Raw genomic sequence first — 21,669 nt, 5'->3', positions numbered from 1 at the left:
CAAAAAGCAAGCGCCCATGGAAACAGTTGCCTTGCTGCACGTTCCGCGGCCAAAGGAATTGATCCATATTCGTCTGCCGCGAACATGGACGCGGCGCAGACGAAGGGACGACAAGCGCAATGGACAGCCTGATCGGGGATGCGGAACGCTATCGCATCCTGTTCGAAACGATGGAGGACGGCTTCTGCATCATCGAATTTTTCGATGGTCCCCATGGTCCGTTGAGCGACTATATCCATGTCGAGGCGAATCCCGCCTATGAACGCAATGCCGGCATCCCCAATGTGGTGGGCCAGAAGCTGCGCGAAATGGTGCCGGACGAGGCCGATGGCTGGGTCGAACTTTATGGCGGCGTCCTGCGGACGGGCAAGCCGATCCGCTTTCAGCGCGAACTGGAAAAGACCGGCCATTATCTCGACGTCTCTTCCTTCCGGGTCGGCCCGTTCGAAAACCGGCAGGTCGCGGTCCTGTTCAAGGACATCAGCGCACAGGTGAAGGCGCAAAAGGCGCTGCACGACCTCAACGAAACGCTGGAATTGCGGATCGAACAGGCGCTGGCCGAGCGGGAAGAGGCGGAAAGCGCGCTGCGCCAGGCGCAAAAGATGGAGGCGGTCGGGCAACTGACCGGCGGCCTCGCCCATGATTTCAACAATCTTCTGGCCGGCATTTCCGGCGCGTTCGAAATGATCGGCGTCCGGCTGGCGCAGGGCCGCACGGGGGATATCGACAAATATCTGACCGCCGGGCAGGGCGCGACCCGCCGCGCCGCGGCGCTCACACATCGCCTGCTCGCCTTCTCCCGCCGCCAGACGCTCACCCCCAAACCGACCGTCATCAACCGGCTGCTCGGCGATTTTTCCGAACTGGTCCGGCGCACCGTCGGTCCGCAGATCGAGGTGCAGACGATCGCCGCCTCCGGCCTGTGGCCCGCCCTGGTCGACGCGAACCAGCTTGAAAATGCGCTGCTCAACCTCTGCATCAACGCCCGCGACGCGATGCCGGTTGGCGGCAAGATCACGATCGAGACGGGCAATCGCTGGCTGGACGATCGCACCGCGCGCGAGCATGGCCTGACGCCCGGCCAATATGTCACCGTCTGCACCAGCGATACCGGGACCGGCATCGACAAGGCGATTTTGGATCGGGTGTTCGATCCGTTCTTCACCACAAAGCCGATCGGGCAGGGCACGGGCCTCGGCCTATCCATGGTCTATGGCTTCGCGCGCCAGAGCAACGGCCATGTCCGCATCTATTCCGAACCGGGCGACGGCACGATGGTGTGCATCTACCTGCCCCGCCATCGCGGCGAGGAGGATGTGGATGCGCCCGACATCGCCGAACCGGCGGTCGAGGCGGAAGCGGGCGAGACGGTGCTGGTGATCGACGACGAACCGTCGGTGCGGATGCTGATCGTCGATGCGCTCGGCGACCTGGGCTATCATTGCCTGGAGGCGGCGGATGGTCCGTCGGGCCTGCGCATTCTGGAATCCCGTGGTCGGATCGACCTGCTCATCACCGATGTCGGCCTGCCCGGTGGCCTCAATGGCCGCCAGGTCGCCGACGCCGCCCGCATGCTGCGCCCCGACTTGCGAATATTGTTCGTCACCGGCTATGCCGAAAACGCCGTGCTGAACCACGGCCATATCGAACATGGCATGGAAGTGCTGACCAAGCCCTTCGCCGTGGACGAACTGCACCGTCGTGTGGCGACGCTCTTGCAGGCAGAATAATTTCCGTTCGCTTCGAGCCTGTCGAGAAGCGGGTGACGCAAGGGCTGTTACCCGAACAGATAGATATGGATCGGGTTTTTCGGGTCCAGTAGCATCTTGGCGGTCAGCGCCAGCGACATGACGATCAGCAGCGGCTTGATCAGCCGCGACCCGAAGCGCATCGCCAGATGCGACCCGATCTGGCCGCCGGTGATGCTGCCGACCGCCATGGCCAGTCCCGCGACCCACAGCACATGCCCGCCCGCCAGCATCGTCAGCAGCCCGGCGACATTGCTCGCGAAATTCGCCGCCTTGGTCTGGGCCGTGGCGCGCAGGATCGACAGGCCGCCCAGCGCCAGCAATATGGTGGTGTAGAAGGCGCCCGCGCCCGGCCCGAAAAAGCCGTCATAGAAGCCGACTACGCCGACAAGGCCCGTCAGGCCCGCCATGCCGACCCGCGCATGGCGATCGGCGTCGCCCAGCTTGGGCGAGAAGGTGAAATAGGCGGCCATCGCGATCAGCAGCGCAGGCATCAGCCCGGCCAGGATCGACGGATCGACCCGCTGCAACAGCCATGCGCCGCCCACCGACCCGATAAAGGCGGCGGCGATCGGCGCCTTGTAGGTTTTGAGGTCCATATGCCCGCGCCGGGCATAGGCGATACAGGCGCCGAACGTGCCGAAACAGCTTTGCAGCTTGTTGGTCGCCACCGCCTGCACCGGCGGTATCCCGGCGGCCATCAGCGCGGGCAGGGTGATGAGCCCGCCGCCGCCCGCCATCGCGTCGATACAGCCTGCCATCGTTGCTGCGGCCATGAGGAAGGCGATGGTTTCGGGGGAGAGGATCATGCAGTGACGGGCCTTGTTATCGTTCCCGTTTGCCCTGAGCCTGTCGAAGGGCTTCTCTTCTTTGGGATGAAAGAAATGGGCTGCGACAGGCTCAGCCCGAACGGGCTAGGAAACGAGCGACGCCGCCCGTCTCCTCAATAGGCCCGCGCTATAGCGAACTCGACCGCTTCGGTAAGGGCCGCCTTGGCCTTGCCGGCATCGAACCGCCCCAGCGCGTCGATCGCGCGCTGGCCATAATGGCGCGCGCGCGCCAGCGTGTCGGCGATCGCCCCGGTCTGGCGGAGCAGGCCGGTTGCATGGGCCAGGTCTTCGTCGCTGATCTTGTGGCCCGCGATCGCCGCCTTCCAGAAAGCGCGATCCGCCTCATCCCCACGCGCATAGGCCAGGATGACCGGCAGGGTCACCTTGCCGTCGCGGAAATCGTCGCCCGCATCCTTGCCCATGGTCGCGCCGTCCGATTCATAATCGATCGCATCGTCGATCAACTGGAAGGCGATGCCCAGATTGCGGCCATAGACGTCCAGCGCCTGCTCCTCCGCCTCGTCACGGTCGGCGACCACGGCAGAAATGCGGCAGGCGGCGGCGAACAAAGCGGCGGTCTTGGCGCCGATGATGTCGAGATATTGTTCTTCGCTGGTGTCGATCTTGCGCTGCGCGGTCAATTGGTTGACCTCGCCCTCCGCGATCACCGCCGACGCATTGGCCAGAATCTTCAAGACCTTGAGCGACTCCGCCTCGACCATCAGCTCGAACGAGCGGGAGAAGAGGAAGTCGCCCACCAGCACGCTGGCGCTGTTGCCCCAGATGATGTTGGCGGTCTTGCGCCCGCGACGCAGCCCCGATCCATCGACCACATCGTCGTGCAGCAGCGTGGCGGTGTGGATGAACTCCACGGCGGCGGACAATTTGTAATGGCGCGACCCGGCGTAGCCGACCAGATCGGCGCAGGCCAAGGTCAGCATCGGCCGCAATCGCTTGCCGCCGCCCGCGATCAGGTGGCCGGCCAGTTCCGGGATCAGCGGGATGCGCGACTGCATCCGGTCCAGGATCACGGCATTGACCTGGTTCATGCCGTCGGCGACGAGCGCCATGATGGGGGCGAGCGAAGGCGCGGCTGTGGCGCGGCCGATCGGGTGGACGTTACCGGGGGCGGGTGCTGTCATGACCGCGCTCATGTGGCGGCGCAAAATGTGAAAGGCAAGCGGGAATAGCTTGCGCGACGCGCCGGATGCGGCAAAAAGCGCGCCATCTGGAACCGGAGGCCCAAGTGGACGAGACTTTGAACCGCTATCGCGAAAGCATCGACAATATCGACGCGGCGCTGGTGTTCATGCTGGCCGAACGGTTCAAGGTCACGCAGGCCGTGGGCGAATATAAGGCGACTCACGACCTGCCCCCCGCCGACCCCGGCCGGGAAGAGCGCCAGATCACCCGCCTGCGCCAGTTGGCGCTCGACGCGAAGCTCGACCCCGATTTCACCGAAAAATTCCTGCGCTTCATCATCGACGAGGTGATCCGCCACCACGAGCAATTGCGCGAGGGCTGAAATCCCTTCGCAATGCCGATGGACATCACCCCGCCGGATAGCTCTCATGCCCGGCATTCTCCCAATGGAAGCCGGTATAAGTCAGCATGGTCGCGAAGCTTTCCGACCGCACCTGATGCCACCAGCCTATGGGCACGAATAGCAGGTCGCCCGGCGTCAGCAGCACCTCATAGCGTAGCACGTCGCGCGCCTGCGGATGGAGCGCCAGCCGGGCAGGGTCGGTGACGTCGCGCACCTCGCTGAAGACATGCGACTTGTGCGCCAGCCGCTGCGTTTGCGACGGCGGGATCAGGATCACGCGCTTGGTCCCCGTCACCTGTGCCAGCAGATTGTTGGTCAGGTCGAAGTGCAGCGGCGTGAACGTGCCTTCGCCGCCGATCCACAGCATCCCCGGCGCGCGCGTCAGATAGGCGTCGAGATGCCCCAGGTCCGCCGCCAGCGGCGCCAGCGCCGGCGCATTGGCGGCGCTGTTCGACGCGGTCAGATAGGCGTCGTTGCCACCCGCCCGCGCCAGAGCGATGAACTGGCGGAAGGGCGCGCGCTTGCGGTGCCTATCCTTCTTCAGCTCATAATCCTGCGCACGTGATCGCCCGCCCTGATATTCGATCTCGGCGTCGCCGACCGTCTCGGCCAGATAGTCGGGCGTCCAGCGCTCCAGCGCCGGCCATCCGGCCATCGCACCCTTGATCAGCACCGGCCGACCCGGCGCGTAGAAGCTGTGCAGGAAATCCTCGCCCGACAGATTTTCCGCGGTCAGCAGACCCGAAGCATAGGGCGACAACGCCCGCTGCCGCTCCTGCACCGCCAGCAGCCAGTCGCGCCGCTTGAGCGCTAGCGCATCTTCGGCCGTCTGCGGCTTGGGCGCGGGCACCGCTGCCGCGCGCGGCGCAGCGCCGAAATCGATCTGCCGCAGCGCCATCTGCATTCGCATGTCATTGGCCTGGGCGGGGAGGGAAGGCGGGCGCTTGCTCATGTCGTCCCTTATCGCGCGATCATGACAGCGATGTTGCAGAAGATGACGGTTCGGTGACGGGCTAGTCCAAGCCCGTGCAGATCAAGCCGGCTCCACCACCCCAGTCATCTTCTTTCCCTGCGACCGCCCGAGCAGCACGCCGCCCAGCGCCAGCGCGAACCCGACAAGCTGCACCGGCCCCAGCCGCTCGCCGAACAGCAGCCATGCCTCGATGGCGGCCAGCGGCGGCACCAGCAGCAACAGCATAGACATGCGCGTCGGCCCCTGATGCCGCACCAGCCACACGAGCAGCGACAGCCCCGCTGCCGACAGCCCCAGCACCGACCAGCCAAGGCCGATCCACAATAGCGGGTCATTGTCCCAGCGCCATTCCCCAACGATCAGCGTTGCGGCGATCGCCACCAGCGCGCCGCCCAGATTCTGTGCCGCGCCCGACATCAGGATCGGATCACCGGCGATCGCGCCGCGCTGGATCAGCGTTCCGCCGGTCATGGCGATGACCGCGATCACACCCGCCACCACCGGCACCAGACCGATCGCGCCGGCGCCGCTGCGCTCCAGTGCCGGCAACAACACGCACACCACCCCGCCGATCGCGATGGCGAGGCCCGCCCAACTCCGCCCCGGCAAGCGTTCGCCCAAAAGTGCGACGCTCGCCACCGCGACCATCAGCGGCTGGGTCGCGCCCAGCAGCGACATGATCCCGGCCGGCATCCCCCGGCTCACGGCCCACCAGCTTACGGTCAGGTACAGGCCATGCAGCATCGCCCCTGCCGCCAGGTGCAATCCCAGCCGTCGCCCCCGCGGCCACGCCTGCCGCGCATAGAGCGCGCACCCGCCCAGCAGCAGCGTCGTCGCGGTCAGCCGCACCGCCAGGATCAGTTCTGGCGCCCCATGCGGCACCACCGCCCGCGCGACGATGAAGCCGGTGGACCAGATCAGGACGAACAGAATGGATGCGACGATACCGAACATCCGCCGCCTTTGGCGCAAGGGCAGGGGGATGTCGAGCGGGCGGAAGGGAGGAGGGGACGGCGGCGCGTGTCCGCGTCCCGGTCAAAAGGAGAGGGCATTGGGCCGCTCGGCAGGGAGGTCGCCGCGGCTATCGCAGCGGGACCGGCTCCCGCGCGCAAGGGGTGAGCGCCATCATGGCCGCATCGACCATCTGCCGGTGCGCATCGCTGCCCCGCGCCACATCCAGCCAGGGCTGGCCGGTCGCCGATCCGCGGCTCTCATGCCAGATCTTGCCGGCGACAAGGTCGATCTCCTCGTCGGTGGGCTGATGCTGGTCCGCCAGGCATCGCATCAAAAGCGCATGAAAAAGATTTCCGGAATTCGTTTGAATTCGGTTCATGGGCATCCTCTCCTGGCGCCGATGTTTTCTCGGCTGCCGTAAGGGAAACTGCCAGATTCGCCGCCGTTCGTCAATGAACGGAGGCCGCGTCGCGAAATGCCTATTCCCGCCCGGCCCTGATCGCCGCCCCGCCGGCGAAGGGCGTGATCGCGACCAGAAGCAGCGACGCCGCGCCCAGGAACTTCAACGCCGCGCCGCTGTCGTCGCCCAGCGTCCCTGCGCCGAAGATCAGCAGCGGCACCGCCAGCGGCAGCGCCAGCAATCCCGCGAGCGCGCCGCTCGATCGCAGCCCGGCGGTCAGCGTCGCCACCAGCAGCCCCAGCGCCGCCAGCGCGGGCGTGCCGATCAACAGCCCGATCTCCAGTTGCATGATCGTCGCCCCGTCCAGCTTCAGCAGCGCCGCGGCGGGCAGGGTGGCGATCATCAGCGGCGGGCCGAAGCCCAGCCAATGCGCCGCCAGCCGGGCGATCACCACCATTTCCTCGCCGATGCCGCGCAGCGCGATCTGGTCCAGCACGCCGCTGTCCCGGTCCGGCGCGACCAGCCGGTCGACCGGCAACAGGCTGGCGAGCAGGGCTGCGATCCACAGCATCCCGCCGCCGGTGCGCCCCAGCAGCGCGGCATCCGGCCCGACCGCAAAGGGGTAGAGGCTGGCGACCAGCAACAGGAACGCGACCGGCAGCCACAGCCCCGCCGACGCCCAGGCCTGGCGCAAATCCCGCGCGGCGAGCAGCCAGAGCAGCCTCATGCCGGCTCCGCCTGATAGTCGCCCAGCGCGATCAGCACCGGCGCGTCGATCGGCAGCGGCTGGTGGGAGGCTGCGACTACGATCCCGCCTGCCGCCAGATGCGTCGCCACCGCCGCGCCCAGCAACGCCGTGGACGCCGTGTCCAGCCCGTTGCCCGGCTCGTCGAGCAGCCAGATCGCGGCCCCGCTGGCGATCACCCTCGCCAGCATCGCGCGCTTGCGTTGCCCGGTCGACAGCATCCGCACCGGCACCTCGGCCAGCGCCGTCAGCGCCATCGCGTCCAGCGCCGCCGCCACCGCGTGGCCGTCGGCCCGATCCAGCCTAGCCCAGAAATCGAGCGCTGGGCGCAGCGGCAGGTCGGCGTCCAGCGCCAGACGCTCGTCGGTCAGCGCGATCCCGCCGGTTCGCTCCACCGTGCCGGCAAAGGCCGGCAGCAGCCCGGCAATGACTCGCAACAGGCTGGACTTGCCCACGCCATTGGGGCCGGTCAGCAGCGCCCCGCCGCCCGGCGCCAGCGCCAGGTTCACGTCCCGGAACAGCATCCGCCCCCCGCGCAGGCAGGCCAGCCCGTGCAGGCGCAGCGCCGCCCCGCTCATGAGGCGACCATATCCTCCAGCACATGCATATCGATGTCGGACAGGCCGAAATGATGGCCGATCTCATGCACCACGACATGGGTGATGAGCGCGTCGAGCGGCACGCCGGTTTCGACCCATTCGTCGAGCAGCGGGCGGCGGAACAGATGGACGGTCGGGGGCACGTCCCCGGTCTGCGCCTCCTGGCCCACCGGACGGCCGCTATACAGACCGGTCAGGCCGAAAGGGTCGTCAATCTCCATCTCCTTCAAAATGTCGGCTGGCGCGAACTCCTCCACGAACAGCACGACATCGGACAGATGCGCGTTGAACGGGTCGGGCAGGCGGCTGAGCGCCTCCAGCGCGAGCGTCTCGATCTCCTGGGGGGTCGGGGCGAAGCGGAGCGGTTGACCGGGGTGCGACATGCCTGCCACATAACCTAAGGCATTTCAGGCCCCAAGGCATTTCATGAGGATAGGGACATGATTGGCAAACTGAGCGAAGAGGATCGCGCCGTCGCGCTGGCTGACCTGCCGCAATGGACCAGCGTGGCGGAGCCGGAAGGGATATCGCGCCGCTTCACCTTCATCGATTTCGTCGGCGCCTTCGGCTTCATGACGCGGGTCGCGATCCTGGCCGAAAAGGCGGATCATCATCCCGAATGGTCGAACGTCTATAACCGGGTGGACATTCTTCTCACCACCCATGACGCGGGCGGCCTGTCACAACGCGACATCGACCTCGCCCATGCGATCGACGCGCTGGCGGATTGAGCATTCAATAGTTGGAGACGCCCTCGATCCGGTCCTCATAGCCCCGCAAGGCCGCCGTCACAGATCGATCGCCTGCATAGCGCCGCCGCAGCATCGCCAGCTTCGCGTCGGTGCCGCTGCACAATTCGGCGATATTTTCGGCGATATAGGCGCGTCGTTCGGCGTCATAGGGTTCTTCGCCGCGGAAATGGTCGCACCCGTCGCGGTCCACCATGAAGGCCGTGACTTCCTGCGGGAAGGGCAGCGCCGACCCGCCATCGTCGGACGGCGGCAGGTCCAGCGTGTTGCGCGGCGCAGGCTGAGCGCGGACCGTCACGAGCGGCGATGCCTTCACCGGCTTCGCCACCGGTTCGGCCGCGGGCAGCAGCGGGGCGGGATCCGGCTCGATCGTGGCGACGGTGGCGACTGGCGGCGCAGCGCCATTGTCGGCCTGTGCACTGTCGGCGGACGAGCCGCGACAGCCGGCCGCCAGGGCCAGCATCAGCACCACAGGAACCAGACCCAAACGCCCGCTCACCCGATCTCCTCCCGCAAGCTGGCGATCAAATCGGCTACATGGGGCAGCCGCGACTCTTCTTCGTCCAGGATCGCCAGAAACGCGGCCCGCCTATAGTCGGCCAGAGCGTCGGGCGAAAGACGGCTTGCTGCGGGCATTGCCGAAATCACGATGTCCAGAAGCCGCTCGGCGCCGTGCAATCGGCCCCACAGATAGTCATTCTCGCGATAGACCCTGCTAAAGAACGCGCCGAAGTTGTTGAATTCAATGCCCTTGAGTGTGGCGGCCGCGCCACCGCCGCGTATCGCGCCACAATCTTCCGGCGAAATCCGGTCGACTTTCACCGGATCATATTCATCCAGAGTGTCACCCTGGAGCAACGGTAGGGTGGCGATATCGGTGAAGGGAAAGCCCAGATAGGCGAGCAGCATCGTCCGGCGCCCCGTCTTGGGCAGCGCCGCGAAGGCGTCCGCCAGCATCTGGTCGGCCGCCTCGTCCCGCGCCTTCAACCCCCGCGCCTGTGCCACCGCCGCCAGCGCGGCGGCGGCATCGGTCGACACCGCCTTGGCCGCCGCGGCGACGTCGGCGCCATGGAAGTCGCTATCCTCGCATTCGGCATAGAGCGTCAGCGCGCCATAGATGGCGTCGTGCATCCCCTGCACCGCAGGATCGTCGGCCTGCGCGTCCAGTTCCAGCGTGTCGGCCAACCGCCGCGCCAGATAGCGCAGGCGGCGGATGCGAAAGGCCAGGTCGTGGGCGCGGAAGAAGGCGACCGGGGCGGAGGCCGAACCGCTCTCCGCGCTCAACTGGTCGGCGCCATCCTTGCGGATATCGGCCCAGATCGCCTGGCGATAGCTTTCGCGCATCATGGCGCTGTCTTCGCCGCTCAGGCGGAACAGCAGCGCGCAGAGCGATTCGACGATGCCCGACAATTTCAGGTGCCCATAGGCCGGATAGGCAAAGCCCGCCGCGCTCGCCGCCCGCTGCTGCGCCTTGGCGCGCCAGGCGGACAGGCGCGCGGGCGTCGGCCGGTCCAGGAACAGCATCTTGCCGATCGCGCTCTCCACCTCCGTCTCGATGCCGGGACGCAGCGCGTCCAATATCCGCCGCATCCGCCGGATGCGCGTGCTGTGCCGGTCGATCGCCTCCAGATTGTCGCGGATCGGCTGTTCGCGCGGAATGTCCGACAGCGCGCCGAAAATGGTGCGGAAGAAGCCGGGCAGGGGCGTGTCCGCCCCGGTCGGCGCCTCCTGCTGCTCGCCTTCCTTGTTCAGGCGGATGGATCGGTGCCCCGGCTTGGGATCGATATAGACGAAGCGTCGGTCGACTTCACGGCGCGAGGGCCGGTTGCGCAGCGCGCCGATCGCCTGGGCGAAGGGCGCATTGGCCAGCACCGATCCGTCGATCAGCACCGCATCCTCGGCCGTCCCGCGTGCGGCATGGCGGGGCAGGGCGCGGCCCAGAAAGGCGTCGCGAGTCGGCCAGGCGCGATGGCGGCGCTTCAACACCCGGTCCAGTTCGCGCACGGTGAAGGGCGGGAAGGCGCCGGGGAAGCTGGCGGTCGCGCGCGCCGCGAACACCAGTTCGGCCGGATCGGCGAACGGTCGCTCCCCGCGTCCGCGCGCCTTGAAGCCGATCGACAGCCGATGCTCGGTCTCGATCACCTGCGGCGGGCTGTTGAGGTTCAGGCTTTGCGGATGCCCCTCGAAATCGGTGACGGTGACGAACAGGTCCAGCGGATGTCCGTCGGGTAGCAGCGGCGGACCGTTGCCGGTCGCCGCCATTGCGTCGAAGGCGTCGATCAACATGGTGGAGAATATCTCTCCGCCAAAGGGTGGCTCGAACCAGCGCGACCGGATGAAGCGGGAGAGTTTCATCCGCACTTCCTCGCGCGTGTCCGGGGCCACGGTGCGCTCCACCGCGTCGCCCGGCCGCCGCGCCGCCATCCAGACCAGGGGCGTGGCCCAGAATTTGGTCATGGCGCGGGCCGGCCGCGCATCGGGATCCAGCAGCCGGTCGACGTCGGCATTGTCCAGCCACATGCGTGTCAGGGGCTCCAGCGACTGGCCCGTCTCGATCGCCTGCGCCAGGAAGATGCCGTTGATCCCGCCCGCGCTGGCGCCCGCGATGATGTCCGGCATGACGCGCAGTCGCACGCCGCTGGCCGCCTCCATCGCTGCCAGCACCTGGGCATAGACCGTCTCGCTGCCGCCGCCGCCCGGTGCGCCCTCATGGAAGGCGCGGCTGGCGCGGGCCAGATGCCACACCTCCTTGGTGATGCCATGCATGTAGATCGCCAGGCTGATGCCGCCATAGCAGACCAGCGCCAGGCGCAATTCCCGCTCCTTCATGGGGCAAGCGTCGCAGAGCGCGGCGGACTTGTCGAGGCTGACAAGCCAAAACAACGGAGGCAGCGGCTACCCAACCGCAAACTCGGCCCAGATCGGCAGATGGTCCGACGCCTTCCTTGCCGCGGCGCTTTCATGCACCCCGCAATCCTTGAGCGTCAGCTTGCCGCAATGCATGATCCGGTCGAGCCGCGCCACCGGCCGCCGTGCATGGAAGCTCCGGCCGCAGGGCGCAAAGCTGTAATGGCGCGCAAAATCGGCCAGGCAGCCTCGCCCGGCGCTCCATTCGTTGAGATCGCCCATCAAGATCGTCGGCATCGCCGCGCCCTGCGCCGCGGCATGGATCACCGCGGCGGCCTGCTTGCGTCGCCACAGGCCCGACAGGTCGAGATGCATCCCGAACACGCGCAGGCTCGCGCCGCCCGTCGTCACCTCCGCCATGGTCGCGCCGCGCGGCTCCAGATAGGGCAGGTGCAGCACGTCATGTGCGCCCAGTTCGGCGTTCTTGCGCACTAGCAGCGCATTGCCGTGCCAGCCCATCGAATCGGCCTGCACGTTCAGCGGCACCGATTTATAATCGCTCTGGCTGTCCATCAGCCGCAGCGGGATGGCTGCCGACCGCACGCCGAAACGCCGGTCGGCCTCCTGCAAGGCGACGATGTCGGCATCGACCTCCGCCAGCACCTCCAGCACCCGTTCGGGCATCCGTCGCCGGTCTGTGCCGATGGCCTTGCGGATATTATAGCTGGCGACGCGGATAGTTTTCATGGCCGTAACAATGCGCCAGCGCGCCGGATGTTTCCAGCGACGCAATCGATGTTCTTGCATTGTTCGCACTTGCCCGCCATATCGACCCCATGGCCAAGGCAAAGCGCAAATTCGTCTGTCAGCAATGCGGCACCGTCGCGGCCCGCTGGCAGGGCCAGTGCGAGGATTGCGGCGAGTGGAACAGCATCGTCGAGGAAGCGGCCGAAACCGTCTTCTCCTCGCGCCACGACCTGCAAAATGGCGGCCGGGCGATCACGCTGATCGGCCTCGACAGCAAGGTCGAACTGCCCCCGCGCACCAGCACCGGCATCGCCGAGTTCGACCGGGCGCTGGGCGGCGGCATCGTCGCGGGTTCCGCGACGCTGATCGGCGGCGATCCGGGCATCGGCAAATCGACGCTTCTGCTGCAAGCGGCCGCGCGGGTCGCCGCGCGCGGGCTGTCCGTCGCCTATATTAGCGGCGAGGAAGCGACCGACCAGGTCCGCTTGCGCGCGCAGCGGCTGGGCCTGGGCAATGCGCCGGTCATGCTCGCCAGCGCGACGTCGGTGCGCGACATACTGACGACCCTGAGCGAAGGGCCGCCGCCCGCCCTGCTGGTGATCGATTCGATCCAGACGATGCATAGCGACCTGATCGAGGGCGCGCCGGGCACCGTCAGCCAGGTCCGCGCCTCGTCGCAGGAACTGATCAAATTCGCCAAGCAACGCGGCACTGCCCTCATTCTCGTCGGCCATGTGACCAAGGACGGCAGCATCGCTGGCCCGCGCGTGCTGGAACATATGGTCGATACCGTGCTGGCGTTCGAGGGCGAGCGCAGCCACCAATATCGCATTCTGCGCGCGATCAAGAATCGCTTCGGCGGCACCGACGAGATCGGCGTCTTCGCCATGGTCGCCGAAGGACTGGAGGAGGTCGCCAATCCGTCCGCCCTGTTCCTGACCCAGCGCGACGAGACGGTGACGGGCGCGACCGTATTCCCCGCACTGGAAGGCACGCGGCCGGTGCTGGTCGAAATCCAGGCGCTGGTCGTGCGCCTGTCGAGCGGCGCGACCCCCCGGCGCGCGGTGGTCGGCTGGGACAGCGGGCGGCTCGCCATGGTGCTGGCCGTGCTGGAGGCGCGCTGTGGCCTCAGCTTCTCGACCTGCGAAGTCTATCTGAACGTCGCGGGCGGCTATCGCCTGTCCGATCCTGCCGCGGACCTCGCCGTCGCCGCCGCTCTGGTGTCGGCTTTGTCGGAGAAGCCGTTGCCGTCGGACGTCATCCTGTTCGGCGAGATCGCGCTGTCGAGCGAAATCCGCCCCGTTGCCCATGCCCCGCTGCGCCTGCGCGAAGCCGCCAAGCTCGGCTTCAACCGCGCCTTCATCCCCGCCGCCGCGGCGGACGGGGTGAAGGGAATCGCGGTCAGCGGTTTTCGCACCCTCGCGCAGCTTGTTGACCAGATGCTGGGACACGGATAGCCACAGGCGCAATGAACGCCATCGACATATCCGTCCTGCTCGCCATCGGCGGTTGCGCCGTGCTCGGCCTCATGCGTGGTTTCGTACTCGAAACCCTCTCGCTCATCGCCTGGGTGCTGGCGATCTTCTGCATCCGCCTGTTCCATGCCTCGGTCGCCGAAGTGCTGACCCCTTTCGTCGGCACCGCCAGCGGCGCGGCGATCCTGGCGCTGGTGCTGGTGTTTGGCGTGACCTTCGGCGCGGGCAAGCTGATCGCCCACGCCATCGGCCGCCGCACTCGCCAGTCGGTGCTGGGGCCGGTCGACCGGGTGCTGGGCGCGGGCTTTGGCGCGGTGAAGGGCCTGATCGGCGCAACCCTGCTCTTCCTCGCCTTCAGTCTGGTCTACGACACATTCTACGGCAGCGGCGCGCGCCGCCCCGACTGGCTGTCGGACGCCCGCACCTATCCGCTGCTCAACGCCAGCGGTCAGGCGATCAGCGAATTTCTGGCGGAACAGCGCGCCAAAAAGCCGGCGGCGGAAAACCAGTAACCTCCGTTGAGCGGTTACAGCCAGCCCTTTTCCCGATAGGCCGCCGCCGTCGCCTGTAGCCCGTCCTGCGTCTTCACCTGTGGTAACCATAGCCGCTTGGGCGGCTGCTTGCGCTTGCCCACTACCCAGTCGGGATGGCAGAAATAATCGACCCGATCCGGCGTCAATTTGGCATTGCGGCCCCGCACCATCCGGTCGGTCCGCGCCGCGATGTTCAGCAGCCATTCCGGCGTGGCGAAGGTCCGCACCGTCCGCCCGACCGCCCGGCCGATCGCGGCCCCGAAATCCTGATGATCCCAGCCGCCCGGCGTGCCGTCATCCACCTCATAGGTGCGCGTCAGGCTGTTTTCACGCTCCTGCGTCAAGGACAGCAGCAGCGCCGCCAGATCGCGCACATGGATCACCGACAACCGCCCGCCCGGCGGCAGCAGCATGATGCCGCGCTTGGCCATGCGGAAAAGCTCCAGCATCTCCTTGTCGCCCGGCCCGTAAATCGCTGGCGGGCGGACGATCGTCCAATCCAGCCCGCTCGCCTTCACATGCTTCTCGGCCAGTTCCTTGGACCATCCATAGTCGGACAGGCCCGGCTCCCGCGCCGCCAGCGACGACACATGCACCAGCCTTTTGATCCCGCGCTTCCGCATCGCATCGACCACCGCCATGGTGCCGCGCGCATTGCCCGCCTCGAAACCGTCGCGGTCGGGCGCGTTCACCACGCCGGCAATGTGGATCACCGCATCGGCGTCGCGCACCAGCGTATCGAGCGCGGCGCCATCCTCCAGCGACCCATGCACCCATTTCAGTTTCGCGCGCGGCGGCTGCGCCCGGCGAGTCAGCGCATTGATGCGCAATCCATCCGCCAACGCCTGCTCCAGCGTTTCGGCGCCGACGAAGCCCGTCGCGCCGGTCATGGCAATCCGCATCTGCTGCATGTCGCTCAGACCATCGCCATATGGTCGCGATGGACCAGTACGGACCGCGGCATTTCGCCCAGCAGCGCAGCGATATCCTCGCTGCGCCTGCCTGCGATCTTCACCGCGGCCTCGCTGTCATATTCGATCAACCCGCGCGCAATCACCCGACCGTCCTGCGCGACGATGTCGACCACGTCGCCGCGATCGAACACGCCCTCGACGCGCGCGACCCCGGCGGGCAGCAGGCTGTTGCCTTTAGTCAGCGCCTTTTCCGCGCCTGCATCGACGATGATCCGCCCGCGCGTGGTCAGCCGTCCGGCCAGCCAGCCCTTGCGCGCGCCTTTTCCTTGCGCGGCGAGGAAGATCGATCCCTTGCCGCCACCGGCCCAGTGGGACAACGGCGCGTCCACCTTGCCCGAAATGATCGCCAGATGCGCGCCCGCGCCGGTCGCGATCCGCGCGGCCTGGATTTTCGACACCATGCCGCCCGATCCCATGCCCGACGCCGATCCGTCATCGGCCATAGCCGCGATCCGCGCGTCGATCGTCTCTATCGTCTCTATCAGCATGGCGCCGGCATCGGCGTGCGGGTTGGCGGTGTAAAGCCCGTCGACATCGGAAAGCAGCACAACCGCGTCAGCCCGTGCCGCCTGTCCGATGCGCGCCGCCAGCCGGTCATTGTCGCCGAAGCGGATTTCGGCCGTCGCCACGCTGTCATTCTCATTGACCACCGGCACGACATTGAGCGCCATCAGCCGCTCCAGCGTGGCCGAGGCGTTGAGGTAACGGCGGCGATTTTCCAGGTCGTCCAGCGTCACCAGCATCTGTGCGGCGGTGATGCCCTTTTCGTCGAGCAGGCTGGCCCAGCATTGCGAGAGGGCGATCTGCCCCGTCGCCGCCGCCGCCTGCGCATCCTCCAGCGACCCGCGCCCGCCCTTGGGCAGCTTCAGCCGCCGCGCGCCCAGCGCGATCGCGCCCGACGACACGATGATGACCTGCTGCCCCGCCGCGCGACGCACCGCGACATCGGCGACCAGCGTGCGCAACCAGTCCACCCGCACCGCGCCCGCCGGATCGACCAGCAGCGCGGAGCCGATCTTGACGACCAGGCGGCGGACGAGGGCGGGGGGGAAACCGGAGAGGGCGTTCATGGCGGTCTAAAACAACATCCGTTCGGTTCGAGCTTGTCGAGAACCCTCGCGCATGGTTCTCGACAAGCTCGAACCAAAGGGAGGTAGGGCTATAGCGCCGTCAGATCGGCGACCATGTCCCGTCGCTTTCTTCCCCGCTATCTTCGGACGCCTCGCGCGCATCCTCGTCCATTACCAGCAGCACCGCGTCGAGCAGCGCGCCCACGCCCTCGCCGGTCGCGCCGGAGATGATGAACACGTCCTCGACCCCCGCCTCTTCACGCAGCTGGTCGGCAATATCCTCCATCAGCTCCTGCCCCAGCAGGTCGCCCTTGTTGAGCACGACGATCTGCGGCTTCTCGTCCAGCCCCTCGCCATAAGCGGCCAGTTCCTCGGTGACGATATGGAACGCCTCGACCGGATCGTCGGTCGTCGCGTCGATCAGGTGCAGCAGGACGCGGCAACGCTCGATATGCCCCAGGAAGCGATCGCCGATGCCGACCCCTTCCGCCGCGCCCGCGATCAGGCCGGGAATGTCCGCCAGCACGAACTCACGGTCGCGATGCAACACCACGCCCAGTTGCGGCTTGGTGGTGGTGAAGGCATAGGCGCCGACCTTCGCCTTGGTGTTGGTCACCTGATTGATGAGCGTAGACTTGCCCGCATTCGGCATCCCCACCAGCCCGACATCGGCCAGCAGCTTCAGCCGCAGCCACACCCACATTTCCTGGCCAGGCCAGCCCGTGCCATGCTGGCGCGGCGCGCGATTGGTGCTGGTCTTGTAGGACATGTTGCCCCGGCCGCCGTCGCCGCCACGCAGGAAGGTGACGCGCTGCCCGACCTCAGTGAAGTCGGCCAGGACGTCCTGGTCCTCATAGTCGCAATTGCCGTCCTCGTCCTCGCTGCCTTCGATCGGCTTGGGGTCGGACAGGATCTGCGTGCCGACCGGCACCTTGATGATCAGATCCTTGCCGCCCGCGCCATAACGGTTCTTGCCCATGCCGGGCGTGCCGCGCTGCGCCTTGAAATGCTGCGTGTAGCGGAAGTCGATCAGGGTGTTGAGACCCTGCACCGCTTCGAAGATGATGTCGCCGCCCTTGCCGCCATTGCCGCCGTCGGGACCGCCATATTCCTCATATTTTTCGCGGCGAAAACTGACCGCGCCGGGGCCGCCCCAGCCGGATTTGATATAGATTTTGGCTTGATCGAGAAAATGCATGGGCGGCCCATAACCGCAAAAGGGGAAAAGTTAAACCTTGGCCTGCGCCGCTATGGCAGCAGCCTCCTGCATCAGCGCGAAAGTCAGGCTGCGCGTGGCGATTTCGCGCGCTTTTTCGCGCGGCAGGGCAAGCGCGGCGGCCATCGCGCCGCCCAGCTGCGAATCGCCCAGCGCCAGCAGCACCAGCATCAGCGTATTGTCCCGGATCAGTTCGGCCAGATGCGGGGTCAGCGCGCTCGCCGCCAGTTTGTCGACCAGCCGGTGGATCGCCTCCACCACCGGGTCCAGCGCATCCTCATTGCCCGACGCCAGCATCCAGCTCGCCAGCGCGCCCGCGCCTTCCCGATCGAACGCGTCGAACGTCATGTCGACGATCGTGCGCGGGCTGACCTCGCCGCGCCGCGCCGCATCCACCGCCTCGCCGATCTTGGCGGTGATCGTGTCGGCCAGATGCGCCGCCAGCGCCTTCTGCAATCCCGCCGCCGATCCGAAATGGTGCAGCAGATTGGCGTGCGTCCGCCCGACCCGCCCGGCCACGGCTTTCAGCGTCACCGCCTGCGGCCCCGCTTCGATAAGCAAATCGCGGGCCGCCTCCACGGCGACGAGGCGGCTTTCATCCGGGCTGAGGCGCGCGCGCTTTATTGACATGATTGTAAGCAACTCTTATTTACATCAATGTAAGTAACGACCGGAGACATTCCCATGACCCCGACCGACCTCACCATCACGCCGCGCGACCGCCGTTTCGGGCGAGATCGTGCAACAGCGCGACATTGGCTGAACGGCGACCCGATCGCCACGGCTTTCTTCAATGCGCTGTCGATCACCTTCCCGCGCGGCGAAGCCTTTTTCATCGAGAGCGTCCGCGCCTTCCGCGACGGCGTGCCCGACAGGCTGGCGGGCGAGATCGCCGCCTTCACCAAACAGGAAGTCGTCCACAGCCGCGAACATATCGCCTTCAACCGGCAGGTGACCGACCATGGCTATGACGTGTCGCGCCTCGACGCCGACGTGACGATGGTGCTGGACTTGGCCAAACAGCGCCCGCCGATCGCCAGCCTGGCCGCGACCATGGCGCTGGAGCATTTCACCGCCATCCTCGCCCATGAGCTGCTTCGCGACCCGCGCCATCTGGACGGCGCCGACCCGGAGAGCGCGGCGCTGTGGCGCTGGCACGCGATCGAGGAGATCGAGCATAAGGGCGTGGCGCACGACACCTGGGTCCATGCCACGCGGGACTGGAGCCGCTTCAAACGCTGGTGGGTCAAGACGGCGATGATGCTGGTCGTGACCAGGCATTTCCTCCACCACCGCGCTCGCGGGATGATGGACCTGTTGCGGCAGGACGGCATTACCGGGCGGCGCGCCTGGGGCCGGCTGCTGCGCTATGCGCTGGTGCGGCCCGGTATCGTACGCCGGGTCGTGCGGCCGTGGCTGGGCTATTTCCTGCCCGGCTTCCATCCGTGGGCGATCGACGACCGCGCGCTCATCGCTCTCGCCGACAGCCCCTACGCCCATGCGCGGCCTGACGGCGCATTGCCTTCGACCGCTTGACCGGACGCGCGCAGGGGGCTCTTATCGGCGCATGACCGATGCCCCCACACTCGAAACCGCCCGTCTGGTCCTGCGCCCCCATCGGGTGGACGACTATGGCGCCTGCCGGACCCTCTGGGCCGATCCGGACGTCGTGCGCCATATCGGCGGCGTCCCGCTCGACAGCCAGGCCGTCTGGTTTCGTATCCTGCGCTATGCCGGCATGTGGCCTTTGCTCGGTTACGGCATGTGGGTGATCGAGGCGCGCGACAGCGGCGCTTTCCTGGGCGAAGCCGGACTGCTCAGCGCGCAGCGGGGTCTTGCCGAACTGGAGGGCGTGCCGGAAGCCGGCTGGGTGCTCGGTCCGCAAGCCTGGGGCAGGGGGATCGCCACCGAGGCGATGCAGGCGATCCTCATCTGGAGCGACTCCCATCTCGAAGCGCCATCGCTGCGCTGCATCATCGATCCTGGCAATATGGCCTCGATCAAGGTCGCCGAGAAACTGGGTTTCCAGATGCTGACCGACACCGAACTGGGCGGAAAGCCGACGCGGGTGTTCGATCGACCGAAAGCGCCTCCCCTGTAAAGGGAGGCGCCCAATCAGGCCGCCATCGGCACGACCGCATCGCGATACAGGTCTATCGCCGGGTCGTTGCTCTGCCGTCCGGCATCGCCTTCCTCGAACAACAGGCAATCGACCATGGCGTCGCGGCCCAGGCTGTAGCGTTGCGCGGTCCGTCCGCTGAAGCGGAAGCCCAGCTTGCGCAGGACGTTGCCCGACGCGCGATTGTCGGCGAAATGACCGGCGCGGATGTCGCGCACGCCATTGGCCCGCGCCATGCCCAGCACGGCGCGCGCGGCCTCGGTCGCGAAGCCCAGGCCCCAATAGGGACGGGCGATCCAATAGCCGAGTTCGGGCGTGCCATCCTCGTCCAGATGGACGCCGCAGCCGCCGACCAGGCGCGGCGCGCCCTGGGTGCGGGTGAAGGCCAGCAGGCGGGGCAGTTGCGGATGCTGCGGCAGGGCCAGAAACGCCTCTGCATCGTCCGGGCCATAGGGGCTGGGCGCGCGCGACAGGTTGCGCAGGATCGCCGGGTCGTTGATCGTCTGGGCCAGCGTGGCGGCATCTTCCATCCAGCCCGGACGCAGGAGCAGGCGGGGGGTACGGGCAAACATTCTCGTCTCTCCTCTTGTCTGCGCCCTTAGCCGCCAATCATGACGACTTCGCGACGCGCGGTTCTGGATGAATCCCCGCCCGCAAGACGCGCGAGAAGACGTGGAGTTCCAGAGGCTTGGAGGGAAATCGGAAGAGAAATGCCCCCTTGTCTGTCAGCACCGTTCCGGCAAAGAACGGGCAACGGAAAAAGGGGCGCTCCCATGGAAGGAGCGCCCCTTGTTTCCCTCGAAACCGGCGGATGCCCGTGCAGGCTCCGACCGGGAGGATCGCCCCTTTTGCGGGGGACGATCCGTCATCGATCGTCCGTTATTCGGCCGCCTGGGCCAGTGCGTCGACCGACACATATTTGCGGCCGAGCTTGCCGGTGTGGAATACCACGCGGCCTTCGTTCAGCGCGAACAGCGTGTGGTCCTTGCCGATGCCGACATTGCGGCCCGGATAGACGCGCGTGCCGCGCTGGCGAATGATGATGTTGCCGCCGATCACTTCCTGACCGCCGAACTTCTTCACGCCAAGGCGCTTCGACTCAGAATCGCGACCGTTGCGCGACGAACCGCCAGCTTTTTTATGTGCCATTGTCTAAACTCCTGGAATATCTGGCCGGAAGCGATCAGGCTTCGGCAGCAGCCGGCGCTGCGTCTTGGGTCTTGGCAGCGGCCTTGTCGGCCTTCTTGCTTTCGCCGCCGATCGACAGGATCCGCAGGATCGTGTGATTCTGGCGGTGGCCGTTCTTGCGGCGATAATTGTGACGGCGACGCTTCTTGAAGACGATGACCTTCTCGCCCTTCGCCTGCGCGATGATTTCCGCCGCAACGGTCAGCTTGGCTACGTCCTTCAGGTCGCCGCCTTCGCCGGCCAGCAGGACATCGCCCAGCGTCACCTGGTCGCCGGCTTCGCCAGCCATCTTTTCAACGACGATCTTGTCTCCGGCGGCGACGCGATACTGCTTGCCGCCTGTGCGCACGATAGCGAACATGGCTTGTCTCTTCTCGTTCAAATCTGCTTTACGCAGCTCACCAAAGACATGACGCCTTAGCCGACCCGCGCGGGAATGTGGCCCGTTAGTGGAATGACTCGCGCCTGTCAACCGATGGCGGCGCAGGACGGGGGTGGTTTTCCCGCGTCACCATGCCTATCTTGGCGGCGAACAAGGGATAGCGACTATATATGCGGCACGCCATCGGGCAGGAATGGAACGGAAAGGGCGCAACCCTGCGCCTGCCCGTCCTGATCGCCTTATGGACGCTGATTCTGGTCACATTGCTGTCCGCCCTGGCGCCGTTGGGGCCGCCGCTCAGCCGGGCCACCGGCTCCGCCTTCAATCCCGCCACTGCCGACGTCGTATTGAAGGCGCGTACCCAGGCCAGCGGGCAGGTCGTCGCAGCACTGCGCCCCGATGGCGACGGCGCGCCGCCGCTGATTCTGGCCATCGCCCTCGCCATCATCCTGCTGGCCGGCCGTCATGCCGTGCCGATCGCGCCGACGGTCCGTTTCATCCAGAACCCTCGGTCCTTTACCCCGTCGCGCACCCGTCGCGCCCGCGCGCCGCCTGCCCCTTCCTGACGATTCGC

26 protein-coding genes are annotated in these 21,669 nt (G+C 66.9%); 8 read left to right on the top strand and 18 right to left on the bottom strand.

Features of this window, described 5'->3' with window-relative positions; translation table 11 throughout:
- Positions 1-119: 119 nt before the first annotated feature.
- Entirely contained in the window at positions 120-1,730 is a 1,611-nt protein-coding gene (locus tag SBA_RS17550; RefSeq protein WP_261935338.1) for an ATP-binding protein, read from the top strand.
- A gap of 47 nt (positions 1,731-1,777) precedes the next feature.
- On the opposite strand, the gene SBA_RS17545 is transcribed toward SBA_RS17550, so the two are convergent.
- Both SBA_RS17545 and SBA_RS17540 read right to left on the bottom strand, forming a co-directional pair.
- Positions 1,778-2,557 (bottom strand): TSUP family transporter, encoded by a 780-nt coding sequence (locus SBA_RS17545; RefSeq protein ID WP_224548427.1) that lies wholly within the window; start codon positions 2,555-2,557, stop codon positions 1,778-1,780.
- Between the two features lie 134 nt (positions 2,558-2,691).
- Positions 2,692-3,720 carry a polyprenyl synthetase family protein gene (locus SBA_RS17540; RefSeq protein ID WP_261935337.1) on the bottom strand — a complete coding sequence of 343 codons (1,029 nt, stop codon included), beginning with the start codon at positions 3,718-3,720 and terminating at the stop codon, positions 2,692-2,694.
- Positions 3,721-3,824: 104 nt separating this feature from the next.
- Here SBA_RS17540 and SBA_RS17535 point away from each other — a divergent pair, with 104 nt between their 5' ends.
- The gene (locus tag SBA_RS17535; protein ID WP_224548429.1) at positions 3,825-4,103 is read left to right on the top strand and encodes a chorismate mutase; all 279 of its coding nucleotides are present in this window, start codon (positions 3,825-3,827) and stop codon (positions 4,101-4,103) included.
- Positions 4,104-4,128: 25 nt separating this feature from the next.
- Here SBA_RS17535 and SBA_RS17530 read toward each other — a convergent pair whose 3' ends face one another.
- From SBA_RS17530 to SBA_RS17505, 6 genes are all read right to left on the bottom strand, one after another.
- Entirely contained in the window at positions 4,129-5,076 is a 948-nt protein-coding gene (locus SBA_RS17530; RefSeq protein WP_224548430.1) for a cupin-like domain-containing protein, read from the bottom strand.
- An 81-nt stretch (positions 5,077-5,157) separates the two neighbouring features.
- Positions 5,158-6,051: a DMT family transporter gene (locus tag SBA_RS17525; RefSeq protein WP_261935336.1), complete on the bottom strand. Its 894-nt coding sequence runs from the start codon at positions 6,049-6,051 to the stop codon at positions 5,158-5,160.
- Positions 6,052-6,178: 127 nt separating this feature from the next.
- Positions 6,179-6,382, bottom strand: a complete 204-nt coding sequence (locus SBA_RS17520; protein ID WP_261935335.1) for a hypothetical protein — start codon at positions 6,380-6,382, stop codon at positions 6,179-6,181.
- Between the two features lie 148 nt (positions 6,383-6,530).
- Entirely contained in the window at positions 6,531-7,178 is a 648-nt protein-coding gene (locus SBA_RS17515; RefSeq protein WP_261935334.1) for a heme exporter protein CcmB, read from the bottom strand.
- On the bottom strand, positions 7,175-7,774 hold the full coding sequence (gene ccmA, locus SBA_RS17510; RefSeq protein ID WP_261935333.1) for a heme ABC exporter ATP-binding protein CcmA: 600 nt from the start codon (positions 7,772-7,774) through the stop codon (positions 7,175-7,177). Before ccmA ends, SBA_RS17515 begins: the two co-directional genes overlap by 4 nt.
- Positions 7,771-8,178 (bottom strand): metallopeptidase family protein, encoded by a 408-nt coding sequence (locus SBA_RS17505; RefSeq protein WP_066604047.1) that lies wholly within the window; start codon positions 8,176-8,178, stop codon positions 7,771-7,773. The genes ccmA and SBA_RS17505 overlap by 4 nt, the downstream gene beginning before the upstream one ends.
- Before the next feature lie 57 nt (positions 8,179-8,235).
- Between SBA_RS17505 and SBA_RS17500 the strand changes: the two genes are divergently transcribed.
- The gene (locus SBA_RS17500) at positions 8,236-8,526 is read left to right on the top strand and encodes a 4a-hydroxytetrahydrobiopterin dehydratase (protein ID WP_224548439.1); all 291 of its coding nucleotides are present in this window, start codon (positions 8,236-8,238) and stop codon (positions 8,524-8,526) included.
- Between the two features lie 4 nt (positions 8,527-8,530).
- Here SBA_RS17500 and SBA_RS17495 read toward each other — a convergent pair whose 3' ends face one another.
- From SBA_RS17495 to SBA_RS17485, 3 genes are all read right to left on the bottom strand, one after another.
- Complete coding sequence (locus SBA_RS17495; protein WP_261936783.1) at positions 8,531-9,010, bottom strand: hypothetical protein; 480 nt, start codon at positions 9,008-9,010, stop codon at positions 8,531-8,533.
- A 29-nt stretch (positions 9,011-9,039) separates the two neighbouring features.
- Positions 9,040-11,373, bottom strand: coding sequence for a patatin-like protein (locus SBA_RS17490; RefSeq protein ID WP_261936782.1), 2,334 nt, complete (start codon positions 11,371-11,373; stop codon positions 9,040-9,042).
- Positions 11,374-11,439: 66 nt separating this feature from the next.
- Positions 11,440-12,138 (bottom strand): endonuclease/exonuclease/phosphatase family protein, encoded by a 699-nt coding sequence (locus SBA_RS17485; RefSeq protein WP_261935332.1) that lies wholly within the window; start codon positions 12,136-12,138, stop codon positions 11,440-11,442.
- 89 nt (positions 12,139-12,227) lie between these two features.
- Between SBA_RS17485 and radA the strand changes: the two genes are divergently transcribed.
- Positions 12,228-13,595: a DNA repair protein RadA gene (gene radA / locus SBA_RS17480; RefSeq protein ID WP_261935331.1), complete on the top strand. Its 1,368-nt coding sequence runs from the start codon at positions 12,228-12,230 to the stop codon at positions 13,593-13,595.
- An 11-nt stretch (positions 13,596-13,606) separates the two neighbouring features.
- A complete protein-coding gene (locus SBA_RS17475) occupies positions 13,607-14,125 on the top strand; it encodes a CvpA family protein (RefSeq protein WP_066604042.1) in 519 nt (172 codons plus the stop codon).
- Positions 14,126-14,139: 14 nt separating this feature from the next.
- Here the strand turns inward: SBA_RS17475 and SBA_RS17470 are convergent, their stop codons facing one another.
- From SBA_RS17470 to SBA_RS17455, 4 genes are all read right to left on the bottom strand, one after another.
- On the bottom strand, positions 14,140-15,036 hold the full coding sequence (locus SBA_RS17470) for an NAD-dependent epimerase/dehydratase family protein (protein WP_224548443.1): 897 nt from the start codon (positions 15,034-15,036) through the stop codon (positions 14,140-14,142).
- A 26-nt stretch (positions 15,037-15,062) separates the two neighbouring features.
- Entirely contained in the window at positions 15,063-16,190 is a 1,128-nt protein-coding gene (gene proB / locus SBA_RS17465; RefSeq protein WP_224548444.1) for a glutamate 5-kinase, read from the bottom strand.
- Positions 16,191-16,290: 100 nt separating this feature from the next.
- Positions 16,291-17,388: a GTPase ObgE gene (gene obgE, locus SBA_RS17460; protein WP_261935330.1), complete on the bottom strand. Its 1,098-nt coding sequence runs from the start codon at positions 17,386-17,388 to the stop codon at positions 16,291-16,293.
- 30 nt (positions 17,389-17,418) lie between these two features.
- Positions 17,419-18,036: a TetR/AcrR family transcriptional regulator gene (locus tag SBA_RS17455; RefSeq protein WP_261935329.1), complete on the bottom strand. Its 618-nt coding sequence runs from the start codon at positions 18,034-18,036 to the stop codon at positions 17,419-17,421.
- Positions 18,037-18,090: 54 nt separating this feature from the next.
- Between SBA_RS17455 and SBA_RS17450 the strand changes: the two genes are divergently transcribed.
- Positions 18,091-18,942 (top strand): metal-dependent hydrolase, encoded by an 852-nt coding sequence (locus SBA_RS17450; protein WP_261935328.1) that lies wholly within the window; start codon positions 18,091-18,093, stop codon positions 18,940-18,942.
- A 31-nt stretch (positions 18,943-18,973) separates the two neighbouring features.
- Positions 18,974-19,507, top strand: a complete 534-nt coding sequence (locus SBA_RS17445) for a GNAT family N-acetyltransferase (protein WP_261935327.1) — start codon at positions 18,974-18,976, stop codon at positions 19,505-19,507.
- A gap of 14 nt (positions 19,508-19,521) precedes the next feature.
- Here SBA_RS17445 and SBA_RS17440 read toward each other — a convergent pair whose 3' ends face one another.
- From SBA_RS17440 to rplU, 3 genes are all read right to left on the bottom strand, one after another.
- Positions 19,522-20,097 carry a GNAT family N-acetyltransferase gene (locus SBA_RS17440; protein ID WP_261935326.1) on the bottom strand — a complete coding sequence of 192 codons (576 nt, stop codon included), beginning with the start codon at positions 20,095-20,097 and terminating at the stop codon, positions 19,522-19,524.
- Positions 20,098-20,404: 307 nt separating this feature from the next.
- Positions 20,405-20,674: a 50S ribosomal protein L27 gene (gene rpmA / locus SBA_RS17435; protein WP_066604014.1), complete on the bottom strand. Its 270-nt coding sequence runs from the start codon at positions 20,672-20,674 to the stop codon at positions 20,405-20,407.
- Between the two features lie 34 nt (positions 20,675-20,708).
- Positions 20,709-21,074: a 50S ribosomal protein L21 gene (gene rplU, locus SBA_RS17430; RefSeq protein ID WP_066604011.1), complete on the bottom strand. Its 366-nt coding sequence runs from the start codon at positions 21,072-21,074 to the stop codon at positions 20,709-20,711.
- 191 nt (positions 21,075-21,265) lie between these two features.
- Between rplU and SBA_RS17425 the strand changes: the two genes are divergently transcribed.
- The gene (locus SBA_RS17425) at positions 21,266-21,661 is read left to right on the top strand and encodes a hypothetical protein (RefSeq protein ID WP_261935325.1); all 396 of its coding nucleotides are present in this window, start codon (positions 21,266-21,268) and stop codon (positions 21,659-21,661) included.
- The last annotated feature ends 8 nt before the right edge of the window (positions 21,662-21,669 follow it).

It is taken from the genome of Sphingomonas bisphenolicum (genome assembly GCF_024349785.1).
GTDB lineage: Bacteria > Pseudomonadota > Alphaproteobacteria > Sphingomonadales > Sphingomonadaceae > Sphingobium > Sphingobium bisphenolicum.
The sequence above is the reverse complement of the archived record's forward strand: the minus strand, read 5'-3'. Positions and strand labels throughout refer to the sequence as shown.

Excerpts from the sequence above, each read along its gene's own strand:
- obgE (WP_261935330.1), bottom strand. The coding sequence starts at position 17,388 with ATGCATTTTCTCGATCAAGCCAAAATCTATATCAAATCCGGCTGGGGC.
- SBA_RS17550 (WP_261935338.1), top strand. The coding sequence starts at position 120 with ATGGACAGCCTGATCGGGGATGCGGAACGCTATCGCATCCTGTTCGAA.
- SBA_RS17485 (WP_261935332.1), bottom strand. The coding sequence starts at position 12,138 with ATGAAAACTATCCGCGTCGCCAGCTATAATATCCGCAAGGCCATCGGC.
- SBA_RS17470 (WP_224548443.1), bottom strand. The coding sequence starts at position 15,036 with ATGACCGGCGCGACGGGCTTCGTCGGCGCCGAAACGCTGGAGCAGGCG.
- SBA_RS17440 (WP_261935326.1), bottom strand. The coding sequence starts at position 20,097 with ATGTTTGCCCGTACCCCCCGCCTGCTCCTGCGTCCGGGCTGGATGGAA.
- rpmA (WP_066604014.1), bottom strand. The coding sequence starts at position 20,674 with ATGGCACATAAAAAAGCTGGCGGTTCGTCGCGCAACGGTCGCGATTCT.
- rplU (WP_066604011.1), bottom strand. The coding sequence starts at position 21,074 with ATGTTCGCTATCGTGCGCACAGGCGGCAAGCAGTATCGCGTCGCCGCC.
- SBA_RS17455 (WP_261935329.1), bottom strand. The coding sequence starts at position 18,036 with ATGTCAATAAAGCGCGCGCGCCTCAGCCCGGATGAAAGCCGCCTCGTC.
- ccmA (WP_261935333.1), bottom strand. The coding sequence starts at position 7,774 with ATGAGCGGGGCGGCGCTGCGCCTGCACGGGCTGGCCTGCCTGCGCGGG.
- radA (WP_261935331.1), top strand. The coding sequence starts at position 12,228 with ATGGCCAAGGCAAAGCGCAAATTCGTCTGTCAGCAATGCGGCACCGTC.
- SBA_RS17515 (WP_261935334.1), bottom strand. The coding sequence starts at position 7,178 with ATGAGGCTGCTCTGGCTGCTCGCCGCGCGGGATTTGCGCCAGGCCTGG.
- SBA_RS17525 (WP_261935336.1), bottom strand. The coding sequence starts at position 6,051 with ATGTTCGGTATCGTCGCATCCATTCTGTTCGTCCTGATCTGGTCCACC.
- SBA_RS17520 (WP_261935335.1), bottom strand. The coding sequence starts at position 6,382 with ATGCGATGCCTGGCGGACCAGCATCAGCCCACCGACGAGGAGATCGAC.
- SBA_RS17505 (WP_066604047.1), bottom strand. The coding sequence starts at position 8,178 with ATGTCGCACCCCGGTCAACCGCTCCGCTTCGCCCCGACCCCCCAGGAG.
- SBA_RS17445 (WP_261935327.1), top strand. The coding sequence starts at position 18,974 with ATGACCGATGCCCCCACACTCGAAACCGCCCGTCTGGTCCTGCGCCCC.
- SBA_RS17450 (WP_261935328.1), top strand. The coding sequence starts at position 18,091 with ATGACCCCGACCGACCTCACCATCACGCCGCGCGACCGCCGTTTCGGG.
- SBA_RS17530 (WP_224548430.1), bottom strand. The coding sequence starts at position 5,076 with ATGAGCAAGCGCCCGCCTTCCCTCCCCGCCCAGGCCAATGACATGCGA.
- SBA_RS17490 (WP_261936782.1), bottom strand. The coding sequence starts at position 11,373 with ATGAAGGAGCGGGAATTGCGCCTGGCGCTGGTCTGCTATGGCGGCATC.
- SBA_RS17475 (WP_066604042.1), top strand. The coding sequence starts at position 13,607 with ATGAACGCCATCGACATATCCGTCCTGCTCGCCATCGGCGGTTGCGCC.
- proB (WP_224548444.1), bottom strand. The coding sequence starts at position 16,190 with ATGAACGCCCTCTCCGGTTTCCCCCCCGCCCTCGTCCGCCGCCTGGTC.
- SBA_RS17540 (WP_261935337.1), bottom strand. The coding sequence starts at position 3,720 with ATGACAGCACCCGCCCCCGGTAACGTCCACCCGATCGGCCGCGCCACA.
- SBA_RS17500 (WP_224548439.1), top strand. The coding sequence starts at position 8,236 with ATGATTGGCAAACTGAGCGAAGAGGATCGCGCCGTCGCGCTGGCTGAC.
- SBA_RS17425 (WP_261935325.1), top strand. The coding sequence starts at position 21,266 with ATGCGGCACGCCATCGGGCAGGAATGGAACGGAAAGGGCGCAACCCTG.
- SBA_RS17545 (WP_224548427.1), bottom strand. The coding sequence starts at position 2,557 with ATGATCCTCTCCCCCGAAACCATCGCCTTCCTCATGGCCGCAGCAACG.